Source organism: Streptomyces sp. PH9007, from assembly GCF_059813725.1.
This window is the reverse complement of the sequence record NZ_CM187440.1, coordinates 5,314,912-5,332,287: the sequence shown is the minus strand read 5'-3', so window position 1 is coordinate 5,332,287 and position 17,376 is coordinate 5,314,912. Positions and strand designations below refer to the sequence as shown.

Here is a 17,376-nt window from a genome sequence, read left to right as displayed (position 1 = left end):
CCGGTCGGCACGCCGCGATGTGACCGTCCCGGCAGCGGACAGGCATGGTCCCCGGCGGCGCACGGCGGGTAGGGTCGCCCGGGCATGACCGCCCGGACAACATGCAACGAAGCGACCACAACAGGGGCAGAACATGGCTCAGACGGCGCGCGTACTCATCGCCGCGGACAAGTTCAAGGGCTCACTCACCGCGGCGGAGGTCGCCGCCCATGTGGCGGCAGGGCTGCGCCGGGCCAGGCCCGGCGTGACGGTGGAGGCGCTGCCGGTGGCCGACGGGGGCGACGGTACGGTCGCGGCGGCCGTGGAGGCCGGGTTCACGCTCCACGAGGTGGAGGTGACGGGCCCGCTGGGCACCCCGGTGACGGCCGGGTTCGCGGTGGGCGGCACGACCGCGATCGTGGAGATGGCCGAGGCGTCGGGGCTGCGGCATCTGCCGCCCGGGGTCTTCGCGCCGCTGATCGCCACCACGTTCGGCACCGGCGAGCTGTTGAGCGCGGCGCTGGACACGGGCGCGCGCACCATCGTGCTGGGGGTGGGCGGTTCGGCCACCACGGACGGCGGGGCCGGGATGCTGGTGGCGCTGGGGGCGAAGCTGCTGGACGTGGACGGCGACCCGCTGGCGTACGGGGGCGGGCCGCTGCGTGAGCTGGTGAGCGCCGATCTGACCGGGCTGGACCCGCGGTTGAAGGACACCGACATCATTCTGGCCAGCGATGTCGACAATCCGCTGACCGGTCCGCAGGGCGCGGCGGCGGTGTACGGGCCGCAGAAGGGCGCGGACGCCGAGGCCGTCGAGGCGCTGGACGCGGCGCTGGGCCACTTCGCCGAGGTGCTGGGCCGTACCGATCTGGCCGGCGCGCCGGGCGCGGGCGCGGCGGGCGGTGTGGGCTACGGCGCGCTGCTCGGACTGAACGCCGTCTTCCGGCCCGGCATCGAGGTGCTGCTGGAGGTGCTGGGCTTCGGCCCGGCGCTGGAGCGGGCCACGCTGGTGATCACGGGCGAGGGTTCGCTGGACGAGCAGACCCTGCGCGGCAAGGCACCGGCGGGCGTGGCGGCGGCCTCGCGCGCGGCGGGCCGCCCGGTGGTCGCGGTGTGCGGCCGGCTGGCCATCGACGCCGCGAGCCTGCGGGCGGCGGGCATCGCGCAGGCGTACCCGCTCTCCGCGCTGGAGCCCGATCCCGCCACCTCGATGCGCAACGCGGGGGCGCTGCTGGAGCGCGCGGCGGAACAGCTGGCCCAGGACCACCTGTAACCGCCGCGCGCGAGCGCCGGATTCAGCCGGACCGTACCCGCCCGGCCCGGGGCAGCAGGGCGAGACCGGCCGCGAACACGGCGGCCGACACCGCCCAGGCGGCCTCGTCCCCGGGCGGCATCAGGAGCACCGTCCAGAGGTAGGGGTGGCCGAGGCTGCTGTACCCGAAGAGGGTGATCAGCACGAGCCACAGCACGGGTACGGCGCCGGCCGCGCGGTCGTCGGCGAGGCCCCGGGCCAGCAGCATCAGCAGGGTGCGGCCGGTGGCCGCCAGGGGCGGGAAGTCCAGCCACTCGGCGAGGAGATACCCCAGCGGCGCGGCCGGTGCGACGGCGGCGGCGCACAGCGCCATGTCGTACCGCCACGTGCGCCGTACGCCGGTGCTTTCCTGGCCGTGCAGTCGCCGGCCGAGGCAGTGCAGCAGCGTGAGGACGATCAGCAGCGGTACGAACAGTGCCAGAGCGGTGGCGGGCGGCGAACCGGAGAGCGCCGGCAAGAACACTCCGCGGTCGTCGAGGAGCACGAGGACGAGCGCGTACAGCGGGAGTGCGAGGGCGAGCAGCCACAGCTGCCGGGCCCGGGCCCAGAGCGTCACAGGACCTCCGGCACGCAGGTGGTCAGCGGCTCCTTGAGCCCCTGGAACCATGCCTGTTGCCCGGCGACGGGCAGCTTCCGGATCTCCTCGGCCACGGCGAGGGTCTCGTCCTCGTACCGGTCATAGCTGCGCGGCGCGCCGGCGGTGAGCCACAGCCAGGCGTGGGCCAGCTCCTCCGCCTCCCAGTCGGTGGTCATGTCGAAGGCGCAGCCGGGGCGCGGCGGCAGCGGGCTGTAGGCGATCGACGTCCGGTGCTCCTCGTCGGTCAGGTGGGGGTAGGAGTGAAAGAGCCAGGTGTTCTCGGGCAGGGACGCCCGGTCGGACTGCATCACGATCCGTTCCGGGACGGTGAACCCGGCCGCGGCCAGCAACGGCACCACCTCATCGGCGGCCTCCCGGGCGCCGGGCAGCGCCGCGTGGAACTCGGGCGGCACACAGACGGCGGGCGCCTCTCCGGCGCACACGGGGGTGACGGCGCGCGGCACCGTCGGGGGGCTGTACTCCCAGTCCGCCACGATGGCGTACGCGCCCAGGGCGGCGGCGGTGACGCAGCCGGCCGCGGCCAGCGCGCGCATTGCCATGCCCCGCAGGACCGGGGCGACCGCCGCCATGGTGCCGGCGATCAGGCCGAGAGCAAGCAGCCCGGGGGCGGCCCAGCTGCCCACGGCGAAGGTCTCCGTCACCCAGATCGAGCCGATCGGCAGGCCGTTGAGATAGCGCAGCGGCGGCTCCATCGCGCCGGGGAGGCCCATCCACAGATAGCTCGCCAGGAGCATCAGCGGGGTGGCGAGGAGGCCGGGCAGCAGGCTGCCGAGCAGAAACCCGATCGCGCTGTGGGAGATGAGGACGAGGACGCCGGTGAGCAGCATGGGCACGCTGGCGAGGTCGGGCAGCGCGCGCACCTCCACCCAGGCGCAGGCCAGCGAGACGAGCAGACCGGCGGCGCCCAGGAACGCCACCGGGGCGAGGGCGTTGGCCGCGATCAGATAGCGACCGCGCCCGTGCGGCAGCCGCCAGATCCCGGCCCGCCGCAGCCGCCACGCCTCCCAGGCCGCGCAGCCGGCGCAGGCCGCAGCGGGCACGAAAATCGCCTCCAGTGCGGAGGTGGCCGCCGCGGCCCCGTATCCCTCGGTGGCGAACCGGCTCCGGTCCTCCGTCATGATCCAGGAGACGAGCAGGGTCGGCAGCAGGGCCCAGGCGACGCTGGAGATCCGCAGCGAGGTCAGGAAGCGCATGCCGCCTCCGGTGCGGTGAGGGCGTGGAAGGCTTCCTCCGCGCGGCGGGCGGCGGGGGTGCCGGCCGGCGCGTGGTCGAGGAAGTCGGCGACGGGTCCGGTGAACAGCATCTCACCGGCGTCGAGTACGACGACCTGCTCGAAGTCGGTCTCGACATCGGCCACGTCGTGGGTGGAGACGATGGCGTGGACGTGCGGGGGCAGCTGGTGCAGGACGTCCTGGAAGACCCGGCGCTGGCGCAGGTCCAGCCCGGCGGTGGGTTCGTCCAGGAGCAGCACCTCGGCGTCGTGGACGAGGGCCTGGGCGATGGCGACGCGGCGCAGCTGGCCGCCGGACAGCTGGGTGGTCCGGTGGTCCGCGAACTCCTCCATCTCGACCTGGGCCAGCGCCTGCGGCGCCCGCTGCCGGGCATCGCCCTGGCGCATGCCCTTGAGCCAGCCGGCGTAGGCGACCTGTTCGCTGACGGTCAGTCCGGGCACCGGGGCCACCTGCTGCGGCAGCCAGGCGACCCGGCGCCGGTACGTGCGCAGATCGGCGCGGCGGTCGGTGCGCAGCGCGCCGTGCCGGACGTGGCCGGCGGCGGGCCGCAGGACGGTGGCGGCGAGGGAGAGAACGGTGCTCTTGCCCGCGCCGTTGACACCGAGGAACAGGGTGCGCCCGGTGGGGAAGGTGAGCGTGAGGTCATGGAGGACGGGCCGGTTCCGGCGGTAGCCGAAGGCGCAGTCCTGAAAGGTGATCGGCATGATCACCAGACCTTATGATCAACCCGTCAACGCTTCAACACGAGCTATACATAGGTGAGTTGACAGTGTGGCGGATTCGGGAACATGCGGTGGGAGCGACGGGTCGCGGGGAGTCCCGTCATGGGCGAGATCCAAAGCGATCCACCGGTGGGTGCCCCCGCCGGTGCAGAGCCGGCTGTGACCGGCGGCATTCCCCAAGACCATCCTCGGACGGTTTCCGGGTGGCCGCCCGGTGGTTGGGTAGGGGCCCGGCGGGTGGACCCGTGCGGGTCGGGCACGAGGAGGGGGCGCGATGGAGCCGCTGGCGGCGGGGGATCCACGGCGGATCGGCGCGTTCGTGCTGCGGGGCCGGCTGGGCGCGGGGGGCATGGGCGAGGTGTTCCTGGGCCGGTCCCCCGGTGGTCGGGCCGTGGCGGTGAAGGTCGTTCACCCCCATCTGGCCCGACAGCCGGAGTTCCGGCGGCGCTTCGCCCGGGAGGTACAGGCGGCGCGGGCCGTCAGCGGGGCGTTCACCGCGCCGGTGGTGGCCGCCGGACCGTCGGACGATCCGCCGTGGCTCGCCACCCTCTACATCCCCGGGCCGGATCTGGCCACAGCCGTGACCAGCGCCGGGAGACTGCCGGAAGAAGCGGTGTGGCCGCTGATGGCCGGGCTCGCCGAGGCGTTGCAGACCGTCCACGCCGCGGGCCTGCTCCACCGGGATCTCAAGCCCTCGAACGTGCTGCTGGCCACGGACGGGCCCCGCGTGATCGACTTCGGGATCGCCCGGACCCTGGAGAGCACCGCGCTGACCGGGGCCGGTCAGATCATCGGCACGGCCGGCTTCATCTCCCCCGAACAGATCGAGGACCGGCCGGTGGGCCCGGCCAGTGACGTCTTCGCGCTCGGAGCCGTCATCGCCTTCGCCGCCACCGGCTCCGAGCCGTTCGGCCAGGGAATGCCGCTGGCCGTTCTCCATCGTGTCCTCCACAATCCGCCGGGACTGGCCGGCCTGCACGGGGCGCTCCACAAGCTGACCGCCGCCTGCCTGGCCAAGAACCCGGACGACCGCCCCACGCTCAGCGAGTTGCTGGACCGGATTCCCGCCCACTGGGATCCACCGGAGGACGTCCGCGCCGACTCCCCCTGGCCCGACGCCGTCACCACCCTCATCCATCACCGTGCCGCGTCTCCCACCGCTGCCTACACCCAGCCGGCCGGCCCCACCCCGGACCACGCCGCGCCGACGGCCACCGCCCCGCGCCCGGGCGACCCGGCAGACGGCGCGGCGCACCCGACTCCCCCGGGCGACGGCGACCCCGGTGGCACCACACGGCAGATGACTCAGCTCATCGCCGACCGGGAACGTGACCTGGGACCCGATCACCCTCAGACGTTCACCGCCCGGTACGACCACGCCTTTCACCTGGGTGAAACGGGAAGGCCGGCCGAAGCCGCCGCGTTCTTCGCCCAGTTGGCCGAAGACCACACACGTGTCCTGGGCCCCGAGCACCCCGGGCCTCTCATCGCCCGCAGCGCCCACGCCTACTACCTGGCCATGGCGGGGGATGACGTCGAGGCCACGCGTCTGCTGGCTGAGCTCATCACCGACCGCGAACGCCTCCTCGGGCCGGACCACCCCGAGACACTCGCGGACCGTCTCGTCCACGCCCACTACCGCGCCCTGTCGACAGACGCCGTCGAAATCGCCGCGATTTTCGCCCGGTTGGCCGAGGATCACGTGCGCGTCCTGGGCCCGGACCACCCCGACACCCTGACGGTCCGCAGAGCCGGCGCACTTCACCTGGGGAAGGCCGGAGACGCGGTGGGATGCCTGCGTCTGCTGTCCGAGGTCGTCACGGACGAGGAACGGGTCCTGGGCCCGGACCACCCCGACACCCTCGAACTCCGCATCCTGATGGCTGAGTTCACGAGCGGGTTCAATGGCCCGGCGATGGGGCTCGCCGCGTTCACAGATCTGCTCACGGACTGTGAACGCGCGCTGGGGCCGGACCATCGTCAGACACTGAAGGTGCGTGGCGAGCTCGCACGCCTGCGGGGGGAGACGGGCGACGCCGCCGGAGCGGTCGCCGAACTCGCCGCCCTCCTCCGCGATCACCTGCGGGTCCTGGGCCCCGACGACCCCCGCACCCTCGAACTGCGCGAGCGGCTCGGTTCGATGAGGGCGCTGGCGGGGGATCACGCGGGCGCCCGGGCGGATTACGAAGACATCGTCGCGACCCACCTGCGGAAGGGAGGGCCCGACCATCCGGACACGCTCCGGGCACGCCGCCGCCTTCTCGACCTCAGAAGGGAGCTGGCCTGGGTTCGGGACGAGGAGGACGCCCCCCGCCGGATGTTGCGGGAGTACGCCCGCCAGCTCTCCGACCACCAGCGCGTGCTGGGCCGCGACAACCTCGACAGCCTCGACCTGTGGGGAACGCTCATCTCGCTGCGGAGCGAGGCGGGCGACCCCGTCGGAGCGGTCCTCGCCTACCGCGACTTCCTCGACAAGCTCGCACAGGTGGCGGGCGAGGACCACTTCGCCACCGTCAAGGCCCGCTCCGACTTCGCCGACCTGCTCCTGGAAGCGGGAGAGTTCGGCGAAGCGGCCACCGTGTACGAGGACACGCTCGCCTTTGCCCGCCGGATGTGGGAGGGCGAGCATCTCCTCACGCTCATCAGCCGCGCCGGCCTGGCCGACGCACGGGGACGTGCGGGCGAGGACGTCACCGTGACCGCCGCGGTGTTCGAGGAGCTGCTCACCGACTGCCTGCGACTCGTCGACGCGGACAACCCCCTCGTCCTCGCCGTCCGTGACTATCTCCAGGGGCTGCGCGAACACGCCGAGGACCCGGGCACGCACCGGCACCCCGCGTTCGACAAGCTTTACGAGCTGCACGAGCGGGCCGCTCGGCTGCGGGCCGAGGGAACCCCCCACGCCGCCTCCGACGTGAGGTGATGCCCGCGTACGGGCGCGCCGGCCGGGGGCCCGGTCAGGGTTCCGTCGTGGAGACCACGTAGACGCGGGGGTTCTCGTCCTTGGTGATGTCCACCGTGATCGTCACCTCGGGCTCGGAGGCGGAGCCCGGGATCACCGTGCTCGCGAAGGTACGGCCCGGGTCGTCGAAGGACCAGCCGATCACGTCCGCCTGGCTGGGGGCGATGGCGATGGTGCCCTCCCGCAGCGCCGCCCGCTCGGTGCCGGCCTCCTCCAGGAAGACCGCCAGCTGGCCGGGCGTGGTGCGGAACTGCACGTACATCGTGCTGCGCTGCCAGGCGTTGGTCTCGTAGTAGCCGACATAGGTGGAACCGTCCGGGATCGGGACGTCGTAGATCCGGCGCTGCACCTTGCTCGGCCACTCGTAGATCAGCGCCCGCGCGGACGCCGATCTGGCCTTGTCCTCGCCGCTCTCCCGGCTCTGCCACGCCGACATCGCGAGATAGCCGGCCGGGATCGCGATCAGCAGCACCACCACGATCGCCGCGAGCCAGCGGTGCCGGGGGCGGTGCGGCGGGCGCTCGGTGTCGGTCGCCGTGCTCATGAGCTGATCGACCACGATCGTGGCAGGCTCAGGTCGAAGCCGCCGCCCCGGTGGATGCGCTCCGCCCGGCGGCGGTTGGCGCGGCGGAAGCGGCGGGCCACCAGACGGGCCAGGTCGGCGGCGCCGACCATGCCGGCGTCGGTGCCCAGCTGGGCCCGGACGATCCGGGCCTCCGGGCGGTAGCCGCGCCCGGTGAGCTGGCGGCGGAACGCGTCCCGCGCCGGTCCGATCAGCAGATCGTCCGCCTCGCTCACGCCTCCCCCGATGACGAAGCAGGAGGGGTCGAGGGCGGCGGCGAGGTTGGCGATGCCCACCCCGAGCCAGTGCCCGATGTCCTGGAGCAGCTCCACGCACATCGCGTCGCCGTCCCGGGCCAGCTCGGTGATCATCGGCCCGGTGATCTCGCTGATCTGGCCGCTGACCCGCTCCAGCGTGTGATGCGCCACCGGGGAGTCGGCGGCGGCCAGCTCGCGGGCCTCGCGCACCAGCGCGTTGCCCGAGCTGTACTGCTCCCAGCAGCCCCGGTTGCCGCACGGGCAGCGGTGCCCGCCCGGCACCACCTGCATGTGGCCGAACTCCCCCGCCACCCCGTACTGGCCCCGCTTGACCCGGCCGCCCTCCAGTATGGCGCCGCCGATACCGGTACCCAGCGTGATCATCACCAGCTGGTCCTGGCCGCGCCCGGCGCCGAAGCGCCACTCCGCCCAGGCGGCGGTGTTGGCGTCGTTGTCCACCATGACCGGGACCGCCAGGCGCGCGGTCAGCGCGTCGCGCAGCGGCTCGTTGCGCCACGCCAGGTGCGGGGCGAACAGCACCTTGGAGCGGTCCGCGTCCACCCATCCGGCCGCGCCGATGCCCACCGCGTGCACATCGTGCCGGTCGGACAGGTCCAGCACCAGCTCGGCGATGGTGTCCTCGACGACCTTGGGGCTCTTGGACTTGTCCGGGGTCTCGGTGCGCACCCGCTCCAGCACGGTGCCGTCCGCGTCCACGACCCCGGCCATCACCTTCGTGCCGCCGATGTCGATACCGACGGTGGGCACCCTGGGCGCCGACAGATGCGAGCGGCGCTCACGGGTGGCGATGGTGCGCAGCACCGTCGCCCTCGCCGATGACCGGTGCACTCGCTCACGGTAGGTACTCATCGGCTTGATTCTGCCTTACCGCGCCCTAGGCGGCGTCCGTGGGATCTCCCCGCCGCAGTTCGTGCCCCAGCTCCGCCAGCTCGGCGCCGCCCGCCATCTGCCGGGTCAGCTCGTCGAGGGTGATCTCGTCGGCCCGGTGGCTGCCGGCCATCGTGCCGCGCTTGAGCAGCACGAACCGGTCCGCCACCAGATGGGCGTGGTGCGGGTTGTGGGTGATCAGGACGACGCCCAGCCCCGCGTCGCGGGCGGCGGCCACGTACCGCAGGACGACCCCGGCCTGCTTGACACCGAGGGCGGCGGTCGGCTCGTCCAGCACCAGCACGCGGGCGCCGAAGTGCACGGCGCGGGCGATGGCCACGCACTGCCGTTCACCGCCGGACAGGGTCCCGATCGGCTGGTCCACGTCCCGCAGGTCGATGCCCATCCGCGCCAGGGCCGTACGGGTGGTGGCGCGCATGGTCGCCACGTCCAGGCGGCGCAGCGGGCCGCGGCCCTTCACCGGCTCCGAGCCGAGGAAGAAGTTGCGCCAGATGGGCATCAGCGGGACGACGGCGAGGTCCTGGTAGACGGTGGCGATACCGCGGTCCAGGGCGTCGCGCGGGGAGCCCAGGTGCAGCTCGGTGCCCTCCAGGCGGTACGCGCCGGAGTCGTGCCGGTGCAGCCCGGAGATGATCTTGATGAGGGTGGACTTGCCGGCACCGTTGTCCCCCAGGACACAGCTCACCCGCCCCGCCTCGACGGTCAGCGAGACATCGGTGAGCGCCCGGATGTTGCCGTACAGCTTGCTGACCCGCTCCAGCTCCAGCAGAGGTGCGTGGTCCGTCATGGGGTGGCCTCCGCCCGCTTGCGGATCCAGGCGTTCAGCAGCGTGGCCAGCAGCAGCATCGCGCCCAGGAAGAACTTGAACCAGTTGGGGTCCCACTGGGCGAAGACGATGCCCTTGTTGGTCATCCCGAAGATGAACGCGCCCACCGCGGCGCCGATCGCCGAGCCGTAGCCGCCGGTGAGCAGACAGCCGCCGATGACGGCCGCCGCGATGTAGATCAGCTCGTTGCCGATGCCCTCGCTGGACTGGATGACGTCGTAGCTGAAGAGCAGGTGCTGCCCGGAGATCCAGGCGGCGAACGCCACGCCCAGGTAGAGGCCGATCTTGGTACGGGTCACCGGGACGCCGACCGCGCGGGCCGCCTCGGGTGCCCCGCCGACCGCGAAGATCCAGTTGCCGGCGCGGGTGCGCAGCAGGATCCAGGTGGCGAGGGCGATCAGGCCCAGCCACCACAGGACGGTGACGTTGATGCTGGCGCCGCCCACCTCGTAGCGGGCGGCGAAGACGGAGCGGGCGGAGTCGAAGCCGTCCATGTCGCCGATGCTGCGGGTGGTGACGGTGCCGCTGATGACCTTGGTCAGGCCCAGGTTGATGCCGGTGAGCATCAGGAAGGTGCCCAGCGTGATGATGAACGAGGGCAGCTTGGTGCGCACCAGCATGAAGCCGTTGAACAGGCCCACCGCCAGGGTGACCAGGAGCGAGACGCCCACGCCGACCCACACGTTCGCGGTGAACTGGTAGCTGACCATCGAGGAGACCAGCGCCGAGGAGGTGACCAGCACCCCGGTGGACAGGTCGAACTCGCCGCCGATCATCAGCAGCGCCACCGGGACGGCCATGATGCCGATGGTGGAGGACGCGTAGACGATCGTGGACAGCGAGCCGAGCTTCAGGAAGCTGTCGGCGACGATCGCGAAGAAGACGAACAGGGCGGCGGCGCCGATCACCGCGCCCAGTTCGGGGCGGCCCAGCAGCCGGCGCGGCAGCGAGCGGCGTATGAGGCGGTCGTCCCCGTCCGGGCGCCCTGCGGCGGGCGGCGGGGTGGCGGCGGTCGTGGTCTCGGTCACCGGGTGCCTCGCTGGGCGTACTCGATCAGGGCCTCGGCCTCGTCCTGGGTGACGATCTGCGGTCCGGTGAGCACCGGCTCGCCGCCGCCCAACATGTTGCCGTTCGTCAGGTGCAGCCACAGCAGGTCGACCGACTCGTACCCCTGGAGGTAGGGCTGCTGGTCCACGGCGAAGGCGATGGAACCGTCCTGGAGGCCGACCGCGACCTGGGCGTTCAGGTCGAAGGTGACGATCTCGGCGTCGCTGCCCGCCTGCTGGGCGGCCTTGGCGGCCACCGGCGCGAACGGGGCACCGAGGGTGATGACGGTGTCGAGCGACGGGTCGGTGATCAGCTGGGCCTCCAGGGTGGACTCCACCGCGGGCATGTTGGTGCCGTCCGCGTAGAGGTTCTCCACGCTCCCCTCGAACGTGTTCCGGACACCGTCGCAGCGCTGTTCGTGGCCGACATTGCCCTGTTCGTGGAAGAGGCAGACGGCCTTGGCGGCGCCGCGTTCGTTCAGCTGCTCGCCGACCGCCTCGCCGGCCAGCACCTCGTCCTGGCCGATGTGGGCCAGCGCCCCGTAGCCGGCCGAGACCTCCTGGCCGGAGTTGACGGTGATCACCGGGATGCCGGCGGCGACGGCACGCCGTACGACGTCCTCCATGGCCTCCGGCTTGGCGAGGGTGACGATCAGCCCGTCGACGCCCTGGTCGATGGCGGTCTGCACCAGCTGGGCCTGCTGCCCGGCGTCGCTGTCGTGGGAGTAGAGGAAGTTGACGTTGTCCTTCTCTGCCGCCACCTCGGCCCCGCTGCGCACGATGTCCCAGTAGGTGTCGCCGTCGCCGGAGTGGGTGACCATGGCCAGGGTGTAGCCGCCCGCGCCGGTACCGGCGGCGCTCCCGCCGCCACCACCGCCGCCGCCCCCGCCGGAAGCGGTGCCGGCGTCCGCGGTGGGATCGGCGTTCTCCGCCCGCCGGCCGCCCGTGGAGCTGCATCCGGCCGTCGCCAGCAGAATCGAGGTGAGCAGCAGCACGGCGGTGGCGGCCCGGCCCGTGTGCCTGCCTCGTCGTCGGCTCATCCGCACCTCACCACGCGGCCCCGTCTCCTTCATCGTCTGTTTCATCCGGCATGTATCCGGCTGAGGGTCCCGGCCAAGTATCCGCCACGCCGTCCGGAACGGTACCGGCGGGATCCCGCCATGCGCATGCCGCCCCCCGTACCCGCTCTCACGCGGACGGGGAGTCCGCCGGGAGCAGGCGGTTCACCAGGGCCTCGATCAGCTCCTGCTCGCGGTGGCCGGCGAGCAGTTCGGGGACGGTCAGTTCGTTGACCATGAGCCCGAGCATGGCCAGGTACAGCAGGAACGCCCCGCCGCGCCCGCCGGGCAGCCGGTGGTCGGCGTAGAAGCCGGTGATCGCGGTCACCTCGGCGCCGAGGAAGCTGCTCAGTTCGGCGGCGAGCTCCGGGCGGCGGGTGGCTTCCAGGCGCAGTTCCAGCATGGCGAGATGGGCGGAGCGGTCGGTGCGCAGCAGTTCCATGAGCCGGCGCATGAGGACGGCGACCGCCTCCCGGGAGGGTCCTGCCTCCAGGGTGTGGGCGAGCTGCGCGGGGTCGGGGGTGAGCCGTTCCTGGACCCGGGCCATGAGCTGGCCGAGGAGCTGGGAGCGGTTGCTGAAGTAGTTGGACGCGGTACCGGTGGGGACGCCGGCCGCCTTGTCGACGGCGCGCAGGGTCAGGCCGCGGGAGCCCTCGCCGGCGAGCACCTCGATGGCGGCGTCCAGGAGCGCGGTGCGGCGTGCGGGGTTCTGGCGCATATGGATCTCCCTTGACACCACTACAAGTGCAGTACTACGTTCACACCACTTCAAGCAGAGTACATCAACGGACAGGAATGCCGGTGCGCCGTCTCACCTACTACATCGCCGCCACCCTGGACGGCTACATCGCCGGCCCCGGCGGAACGTTCGACTTCTTCCCCATCGAGGCGGACGTCTCGGAGGCGATGACCCCCGAATACCCGGAGACCCTCCCCGGGCAGCTCCGCACCCTGCTGGACCTGGAGGACGCACCGCACCGCCACTTCGACACCGTGCTGATGGGCCGGGGCACCTACGCCCTCGCCCTCGACGGGGGCGTCACCAGCCCCTACCCACACCTGGAGCAGTACGTCTTCTCCCGCACCCTGACCGGCACCGACCCCTCGGTGCGGGTCACCGCCGAGGACCCGGTGAGCGTGGTGCGGGAGCTGAAGCGGCGCGAGAGCGACCTGGGGATCTGGCTGTGCGGCGGGGGCAAGCTGGCCGCCGCGCTGCGTGAGGAGATCGACGAGATGGTCATCAAGCGCAACCCGATCGTGCTGGGCTCCGGCATCCCGCTGTTCGACGGCCCCTTCGCCCCGTCCCCCTTCACCCCGGTCGCCACCCGCGCCTTCGACTCCGGTGTCAGCGTGACGCGATACCTGCGCGCCGCCGCGGCCCGCTGAGGGGCCGCGGGGCCGGCGGTCACCCTGCTCGGCGCACCGGCGGCTTCCAGCGGACCGGGAGCCGTACCGGGCCGCGGACCAGGGACCCGTCCCGCCAGGCGATCGCGGCCGGGTGGATGTCCAGGGTGAGGTCGGGGGCGCGGTCGAGCAGCAGGGCGCGCAGCGCGATCCGGCCCTCCATGCGGGCCAGCGGGGCGCCCAGGCAGTGGTGGATGCCGTGCCCGAAGGCGAGGTGGCCCCCGCTGTCGCGCCGCCTGATGTCGAACCGGTCCGGGTCGGCGAAGCGTTCGGGGTCCCGCCCCGCGTCGGCGATGGCCGGCAGCACCACTTCACCGCCGCCCGGAATGACGGTTCCCGCGATCTCGTACGGCTCGCGGGTGAAGCGGTAGGTGGGGGTGCTGATCGGGCCCTCGTACCGCAGGATCTCCTCCACCGCACCGTCCAGCAGGGTGGGATCCTCGCGCAGCAGGGCCAGTTGATCGGGGTGCTGGAGCAGTGTCAGCACGCCGTTGCCGATCAGATTGACGGTGGTCTCGTGCCCGGCGATCAGCAGCAGCCAGGCCATGCCGATGAGTTCGGCGTGGGCGAGCCGGTCGCCGTCCTCGTCGGCGGTGTGGATCAGCCCGCTCATCAGATCGTCGCCGGGATCCTCGCGTTTGGCGTCGATGAGCCCCTGGAGATAGCGGCTCATCAGCGACACGGTCTCCTGCTTGGCCTCCCGGTCGAGCGTGGCGCCGAGCAACTGGTTCGACCAGCCGCGGAACCGCTCGCGGTCCAGCGAGGGCACGCCCAGCAGTTCGCAGATCACGGTGATGGGCAGCGGGAAGCAGAACGCGTCCACCAGATCCGTGGCGCCGTCCGGAGCGGCCAGCATCGTGTCGAGGAGTTCGTCGGTGATGGCCTGGACGCGCGGCGCCAGGGCCGCCACCCGGCGCGGGGTGAACTCCCGCGCCACCAGGGCGCGCATCCGGGTGTGGTCCGGCGGGTCGGCGCCGAGCATGTGGGTGGCCGGGGAGACCCGGGCGCTGCGCAGCCGCGGGTGGGCGTACTGCCACTGCTTGGTGAGCCGGCTGTCGGACAGCACGGCGCGGGCGTGCCGGTGGCCGACGACCAGCCAGCCGTCCGTGCCCTCGGGAAAGCGCACGTGGTGGACGGGGCCGCGTTCGCGCAACGCGGCGAAGACGGCGTACGGATCGCGGGTGAAGTCGGCGCCCACGGCCTGCTGATCGACGAGATCGATGACGTCATCGTCTGGGGTCATGCCTGAGACTTCACTGTCGCACACAGCCGTAAACGTGCTTTCCGGCCGGGTGACAGCGCCGGGGCGCCGCGCAGATGTGGGGTACGCGGGCCCCGGCGCCGTCTGTGGGGGGACGGCGGTCTGGGGGGTTCGGCCCGGTTCAGCAGCCGTAGTTGATCAGGCGGAAGGAGGCGTAGTGGTCGGCGGTGTAGTAGTCCTCGCGCGAGGAGTTCCCGGTGACGATGCGCCGGGCACCGCGGGTGCTGCTGCCGGGCGTGATGACCGTGTACTCCTTGTAATACCCACTCGACTGGGGCGGCAGCAGTCCTTCACGGTTGTAGAAGGTCGTGCCGTCCTGCGGGAAGGGGTACGGGCCGCCGCGGGCGATGAGGTTGAGGGTGTCGTACGCCTGGGAGGGCAGCGCGCTGTAGCAGACATTGCCCACGGCGGTGGGGGCGATGTCCGAAGCGGTGGGGGTGGTGGGGGGTGTGGGGGAAGCGGTGGCGCCTGCCGTGGCCGCGCCGCCGCCGATGAGCAGCCCGGTGGCGAGGGCGCCCATGGCGCCGGTCCGGACGATCCTGGAGATGAGGTTCATGCCCATGCCAATAGTGTGACGCGCGTAGCGTGACGGCCGTCAACCGCGCCTGCCGTAATTTTCCCAGGAGTTCACAAGCGCGCCGAGCAACTCCACAGCATCTCCCGGTCAGGTGAGCGAACCGTACAGACGCAGCCTGGCGACCCCGCCGTCCGGGAAGACATCGAGCCGGGCGTGGGTGGCCGCCGGCGCGCCGGGCAGGACGAACCGGTGCACGGAGTCCGGCAGCAGCGCCGTACGCGGCAGCGCCTCACGCCACTCCCCCGTCTCCCCCTCCCGGACCGAAAGCGCCGCGTGGCCGGGCGCGTTGCCCTTGTAGCAGCCGGTGTCGATCTCCACGGCGCGCACCACGGACCGGCCGGCGAGCCGGTAGCGCACCCAGTCGTGCCCGTCGTCGCGGCGCCGTCTGGTCTCCCAGCCCTCGGCCATGGTGCGTGAGCGGCCGGGGGTGATGGTGTTCAGCGGCGAGGAGTAGAAACGGTCGGAGGCGTCCTCGGCGAACCCGCCGTTCTCCAGCGCCACCAGGTCGAAGGTACCGAGGGCGGCCAGCCACGCCGGATCGGGCCGGACCTCCCCGAACACCCGCAGCCGCGCGATGCCGCCGTCGGGGTACTGCCGCAGCCGCAGATGCGTGAACCGCTTCCCCCGGGCGGCGGCGTCGACCGCGAAGACGTTGGCGGCGTGCCCGCCCACCTCGGTGCGCGGCACCAGATCGGTCCACCGGGTGGAGCCGGCGAGCAGCGTCGCCGCGTCCGGGTGCCCGTCGACCTCGGCCGCCTCCACCCGGACGGCCTGCGGATGGTTGCCCCGGAAGTGGGCGGTGTCCACCAGCACTCCGTGCACCACACCGGGCGCGCCGAGCCGGATCAGCGCCCAGTCGTGCTCGCCGGGGACGGCGCTGCGGCGGCGCCGGGACTCCCAGCCGTCCATGATCTTGCCGCGGACGCCGAAGGCCGCCGGGTCGAAGTGGGCCGGCTCGGGGGCGAGCAGATGGTCGCGTTCGGCGAAGAACTCGTCGGAGGCCGCCAGGACGGTGCCACCGATCCGCCGGTCGGCGAGATCGGCGAGCTCGGTGAACGGCAGCGTGGTGGGGTCGGGGGTGCGGTAGTCGGCGTACGGGTCGCCGCCGGCGTACGGGGCGGCGGGGCCGGTGAAGTGGACGGGGTTCATGGGGTGACGGTGCTCCTCACGGGGATGTCGGCCGGTTCCCGGGGGCGTTCGATGAGCTGTCCGGTTCTGGCCAGGACGCGGCCGCGCACGGCGATGAGTTCGCCGCGCAGCCAGGTCTCCCGTACCACCCCGTGCAGGGTGCGGCCGGCGTAGGCGGTGACGGGGTTGCGGTGGTGCAGGGCGGTGGGGTCGACGGTGAAGGCGGCCTCGGGGTCGAGCACGGTGAGGTCGGCGTCCATGCCGGCGGCGAGCGCGCCCTTGCGGCTGCTCAGGCCGGCGAGGGCGGCCGGCCCCGCCGCCATCCAGCGGGCGACGTCGGCCAGGCCGAACCCGCGGGTCCTGGCGGCCGTCCACACGGCGGGGAGGGTGAGCTGGAGCGAGGAGATCCCGCCCCAGGCGGCGCCGAAGTCGGGCACCTTGAGGTCGGCGGTGGACGGTGAGTGGTCGGAGACGACGGCGTCGATGGTGCCGGCGGCGAGCGCGGCCCACAGCGTGTTCTGGTTGGCGGTGTCCCTGATGGGCGGGCAGCACTTGAACTCGGTGGCTCCGTCGGGGATCTCCTCCGCGCTGAGGGTGAGGAAGTGCGGACAGGTCTCGACGGTGACCCGCGCTCCCCCGGCACGGGCGGCGGCGATGGCGGGCAGGGCGGTCGCGGCGGACAGATGGAGGATGTGGACCCGGGCGTCGTACCGGCGGGCGAGGGTCAGCAGCAGCTCGACGGCGGCGTGTTCGGCGGCGGGCGGGCGGGAGGCCAGGAAGTCGGCGTACCGGCGGCTGCCGTCCGGCGCGGGCGCGGCGGCGAGGTGGTGCGGGTCCTCGGCGTGCACGATGAGCAGCGCGCCGAGGGCGGCGGTCTCGCGTACGGCGGCCTCCAGCGCCACCGGGTCCAGGTGCGGGAACTCCTCGACGCCGGACGGCGACAGGAAGCACTTGAACCCGAACACCCCTGCGGCGTGCAGCGGTGCCAGGGCGCCGAGGTTGCCGGGCACCGCCCCGCCCCAGAAGCCGATGTCGACGTGGGCCTGTTCGCGCGCGGTGGCGCGTTTGACCGCGAGGGCGGCCGGATCGGTGGTGGGTGGCAGGCTGTTGAGCGGCATGTCCACGAGCGTGGTGATGCCGCCGGCGGCCGCCGCCGAGGTGGCGGTGGTGAAGCCCTCCCAGGCGGTGCGGCCGGGGTCGTTGACATGGACGTGGGTGTCCACGAGCCCCGGCAGCAGGGCGGCGTCGCCGTAGTCCCGCAGCACGGCGCCGGAGGCGAGAGCGGCGGCGTGGTCGCGTACGGCACGGATCCGCCCGCCGGCCACCTCGACGGCGGCGGGCCGTACCCCGTCGGGCAGGACGACGCGGGTGGAGCGCAGCACGACATCGGGACCGGTGCGCACACCGGTGACGCCGGGCATCCGGGGGACAGCGGACAAGGGGCATCCCTTCGCCGTGGCCTGCTTCAACGCTTTGTTGAAGAGATCTTCGGCGGGCCCGGGCAGCGCGTCAAGGACGGGTAGGCTGCGGTCATCGGCTGGGA

The 17,376-nt window shown here is 72.7% G+C and carries 16 protein-coding genes; 3 read left to right on the top strand and 13 right to left on the bottom strand.

The genetic code is table 11. From position 1 onward, the window contains the following. Positions 1-133: 133 nt before the first annotated feature. Positions 134-1,252 (top strand): glycerate kinase, encoded by a 1,119-nt coding sequence (locus tag ACTFAP_RS24590; RefSeq protein WP_500467408.1) that lies wholly within the window; start codon positions 134-136, stop codon positions 1,250-1,252. Between the two features lie 22 nt (positions 1,253-1,274). Here ACTFAP_RS24590 and ACTFAP_RS24585 read toward each other — a convergent pair whose 3' ends face one another. Genes ACTFAP_RS24585 through ACTFAP_RS24575 form a run of 3 tightly spaced genes read right to left on the bottom strand, consistent with a single transcriptional unit; the run spans position 1,275 to position 3,825 of the window. After that, positions 1,275-1,847 (bottom strand): hypothetical protein, encoded by a 573-nt coding sequence (locus ACTFAP_RS24585; RefSeq protein WP_500467407.1) that lies wholly within the window; start codon positions 1,845-1,847, stop codon positions 1,275-1,277. Continuing rightward, complete coding sequence (locus tag ACTFAP_RS24580; protein ID WP_500467406.1) at positions 1,844-3,082, bottom strand: DUF7224 domain-containing protein; 1,239 nt, start codon at positions 3,080-3,082, stop codon at positions 1,844-1,846. Before ACTFAP_RS24580 ends, ACTFAP_RS24585 begins: the two co-directional genes overlap by 4 nt. Then, positions 3,070-3,825 carry an ABC transporter ATP-binding protein gene (locus ACTFAP_RS24575; protein WP_500467405.1) on the bottom strand — a complete coding sequence of 252 codons (756 nt, stop codon included), beginning with the start codon at positions 3,823-3,825 and terminating at the stop codon, positions 3,070-3,072. The genes ACTFAP_RS24580 and ACTFAP_RS24575 overlap by 13 nt, the downstream gene beginning before the upstream one ends. A gap of 292 nt (positions 3,826-4,117) precedes the next feature. On the opposite strand from ACTFAP_RS24575, the gene ACTFAP_RS24570 reads away from it, so the two are divergent. Further along, positions 4,118-6,766 (top strand): serine/threonine-protein kinase, encoded by a 2,649-nt coding sequence (locus tag ACTFAP_RS24570; RefSeq protein WP_500467403.1) that lies wholly within the window; start codon positions 4,118-4,120, stop codon positions 6,764-6,766. 34 nt (positions 6,767-6,800) lie between these two features. On the opposite strand, the gene ACTFAP_RS24565 is transcribed toward ACTFAP_RS24570, so the two are convergent. The 6 genes from ACTFAP_RS24565 to ACTFAP_RS24540 form a co-directional block, all read right to left on the bottom strand. After that, positions 6,801-7,349, bottom strand: a complete 549-nt coding sequence (locus ACTFAP_RS24565; RefSeq protein ID WP_495682354.1) for a hypothetical protein — start codon at positions 7,347-7,349, stop codon at positions 6,801-6,803. Further along, entirely contained in the window at positions 7,346-8,494 is a 1,149-nt protein-coding gene (locus ACTFAP_RS24560) for an ROK family glucokinase (RefSeq protein ID WP_030730656.1), read from the bottom strand. The genes ACTFAP_RS24565 and ACTFAP_RS24560 overlap by 4 nt, the downstream gene beginning before the upstream one ends. A 25-nt stretch (positions 8,495-8,519) precedes the next feature. Beyond that, positions 8,520-9,320 carry an ATP-binding cassette domain-containing protein gene (locus ACTFAP_RS24555; RefSeq protein ID WP_200363415.1) on the bottom strand — a complete coding sequence of 267 codons (801 nt, stop codon included), beginning with the start codon at positions 9,318-9,320 and terminating at the stop codon, positions 8,520-8,522. Then, positions 9,317-10,387, bottom strand: coding sequence for an ABC transporter permease (locus tag ACTFAP_RS24550; RefSeq protein ID WP_500467402.1), 1,071 nt, complete (start codon positions 10,385-10,387; stop codon positions 9,317-9,319). Before ACTFAP_RS24550 ends, ACTFAP_RS24555 begins: the two co-directional genes overlap by 4 nt. Continuing rightward, positions 10,384-11,445 carry a sugar ABC transporter substrate-binding protein gene (locus ACTFAP_RS24545; protein ID WP_451747395.1) on the bottom strand — a complete coding sequence of 354 codons (1,062 nt, stop codon included), beginning with the start codon at positions 11,443-11,445 and terminating at the stop codon, positions 10,384-10,386. Before ACTFAP_RS24545 ends, ACTFAP_RS24550 begins: the two co-directional genes overlap by 4 nt. A gap of 148 nt (positions 11,446-11,593) precedes the next feature. Continuing rightward, positions 11,594-12,181, bottom strand: coding sequence for a TetR family transcriptional regulator (locus ACTFAP_RS24540; RefSeq protein ID WP_495682351.1), 588 nt, complete (start codon positions 12,179-12,181; stop codon positions 11,594-11,596). Positions 12,182-12,258: 77 nt separating this feature from the next. On the opposite strand from ACTFAP_RS24540, the gene ACTFAP_RS24535 reads away from it, so the two are divergent. Continuing rightward, a complete protein-coding gene (locus ACTFAP_RS24535; RefSeq protein WP_495682350.1) occupies positions 12,259-12,849 on the top strand; it encodes a dihydrofolate reductase family protein in 591 nt (196 codons plus the stop codon). Positions 12,850-12,868: 19 nt separating this feature from the next. On the opposite strand, the gene ACTFAP_RS24530 is transcribed toward ACTFAP_RS24535, so the two are convergent. From ACTFAP_RS24530 to allB, 4 genes are all read right to left on the bottom strand, one after another. Continuing rightward, positions 12,869-14,110: a cytochrome P450 gene (locus ACTFAP_RS24530; protein WP_495682349.1), complete on the bottom strand. Its 1,242-nt coding sequence runs from the start codon at positions 14,108-14,110 to the stop codon at positions 12,869-12,871. 139 nt (positions 14,111-14,249) lie between these two features. Then, entirely contained in the window at positions 14,250-14,684 is a 435-nt protein-coding gene (locus tag ACTFAP_RS24525) for a ribonuclease domain-containing protein (RefSeq protein ID WP_390121871.1), read from the bottom strand. A 108-nt stretch (positions 14,685-14,792) separates the two neighbouring features. After that, positions 14,793-15,854 carry an allantoicase gene (gene alc, locus ACTFAP_RS24520; protein WP_495682348.1) on the bottom strand — a complete coding sequence of 354 codons (1,062 nt, stop codon included), beginning with the start codon at positions 15,852-15,854 and terminating at the stop codon, positions 14,793-14,795. Then, positions 15,851-17,254: an allantoinase AllB gene (gene allB / locus ACTFAP_RS24515; protein ID WP_500469557.1), complete on the bottom strand. Its 1,404-nt coding sequence runs from the start codon at positions 17,252-17,254 to the stop codon at positions 15,851-15,853. The genes alc and allB overlap by 4 nt, the downstream gene beginning before the upstream one ends. Positions 17,255-17,376 lie beyond the last annotated feature (122 nt).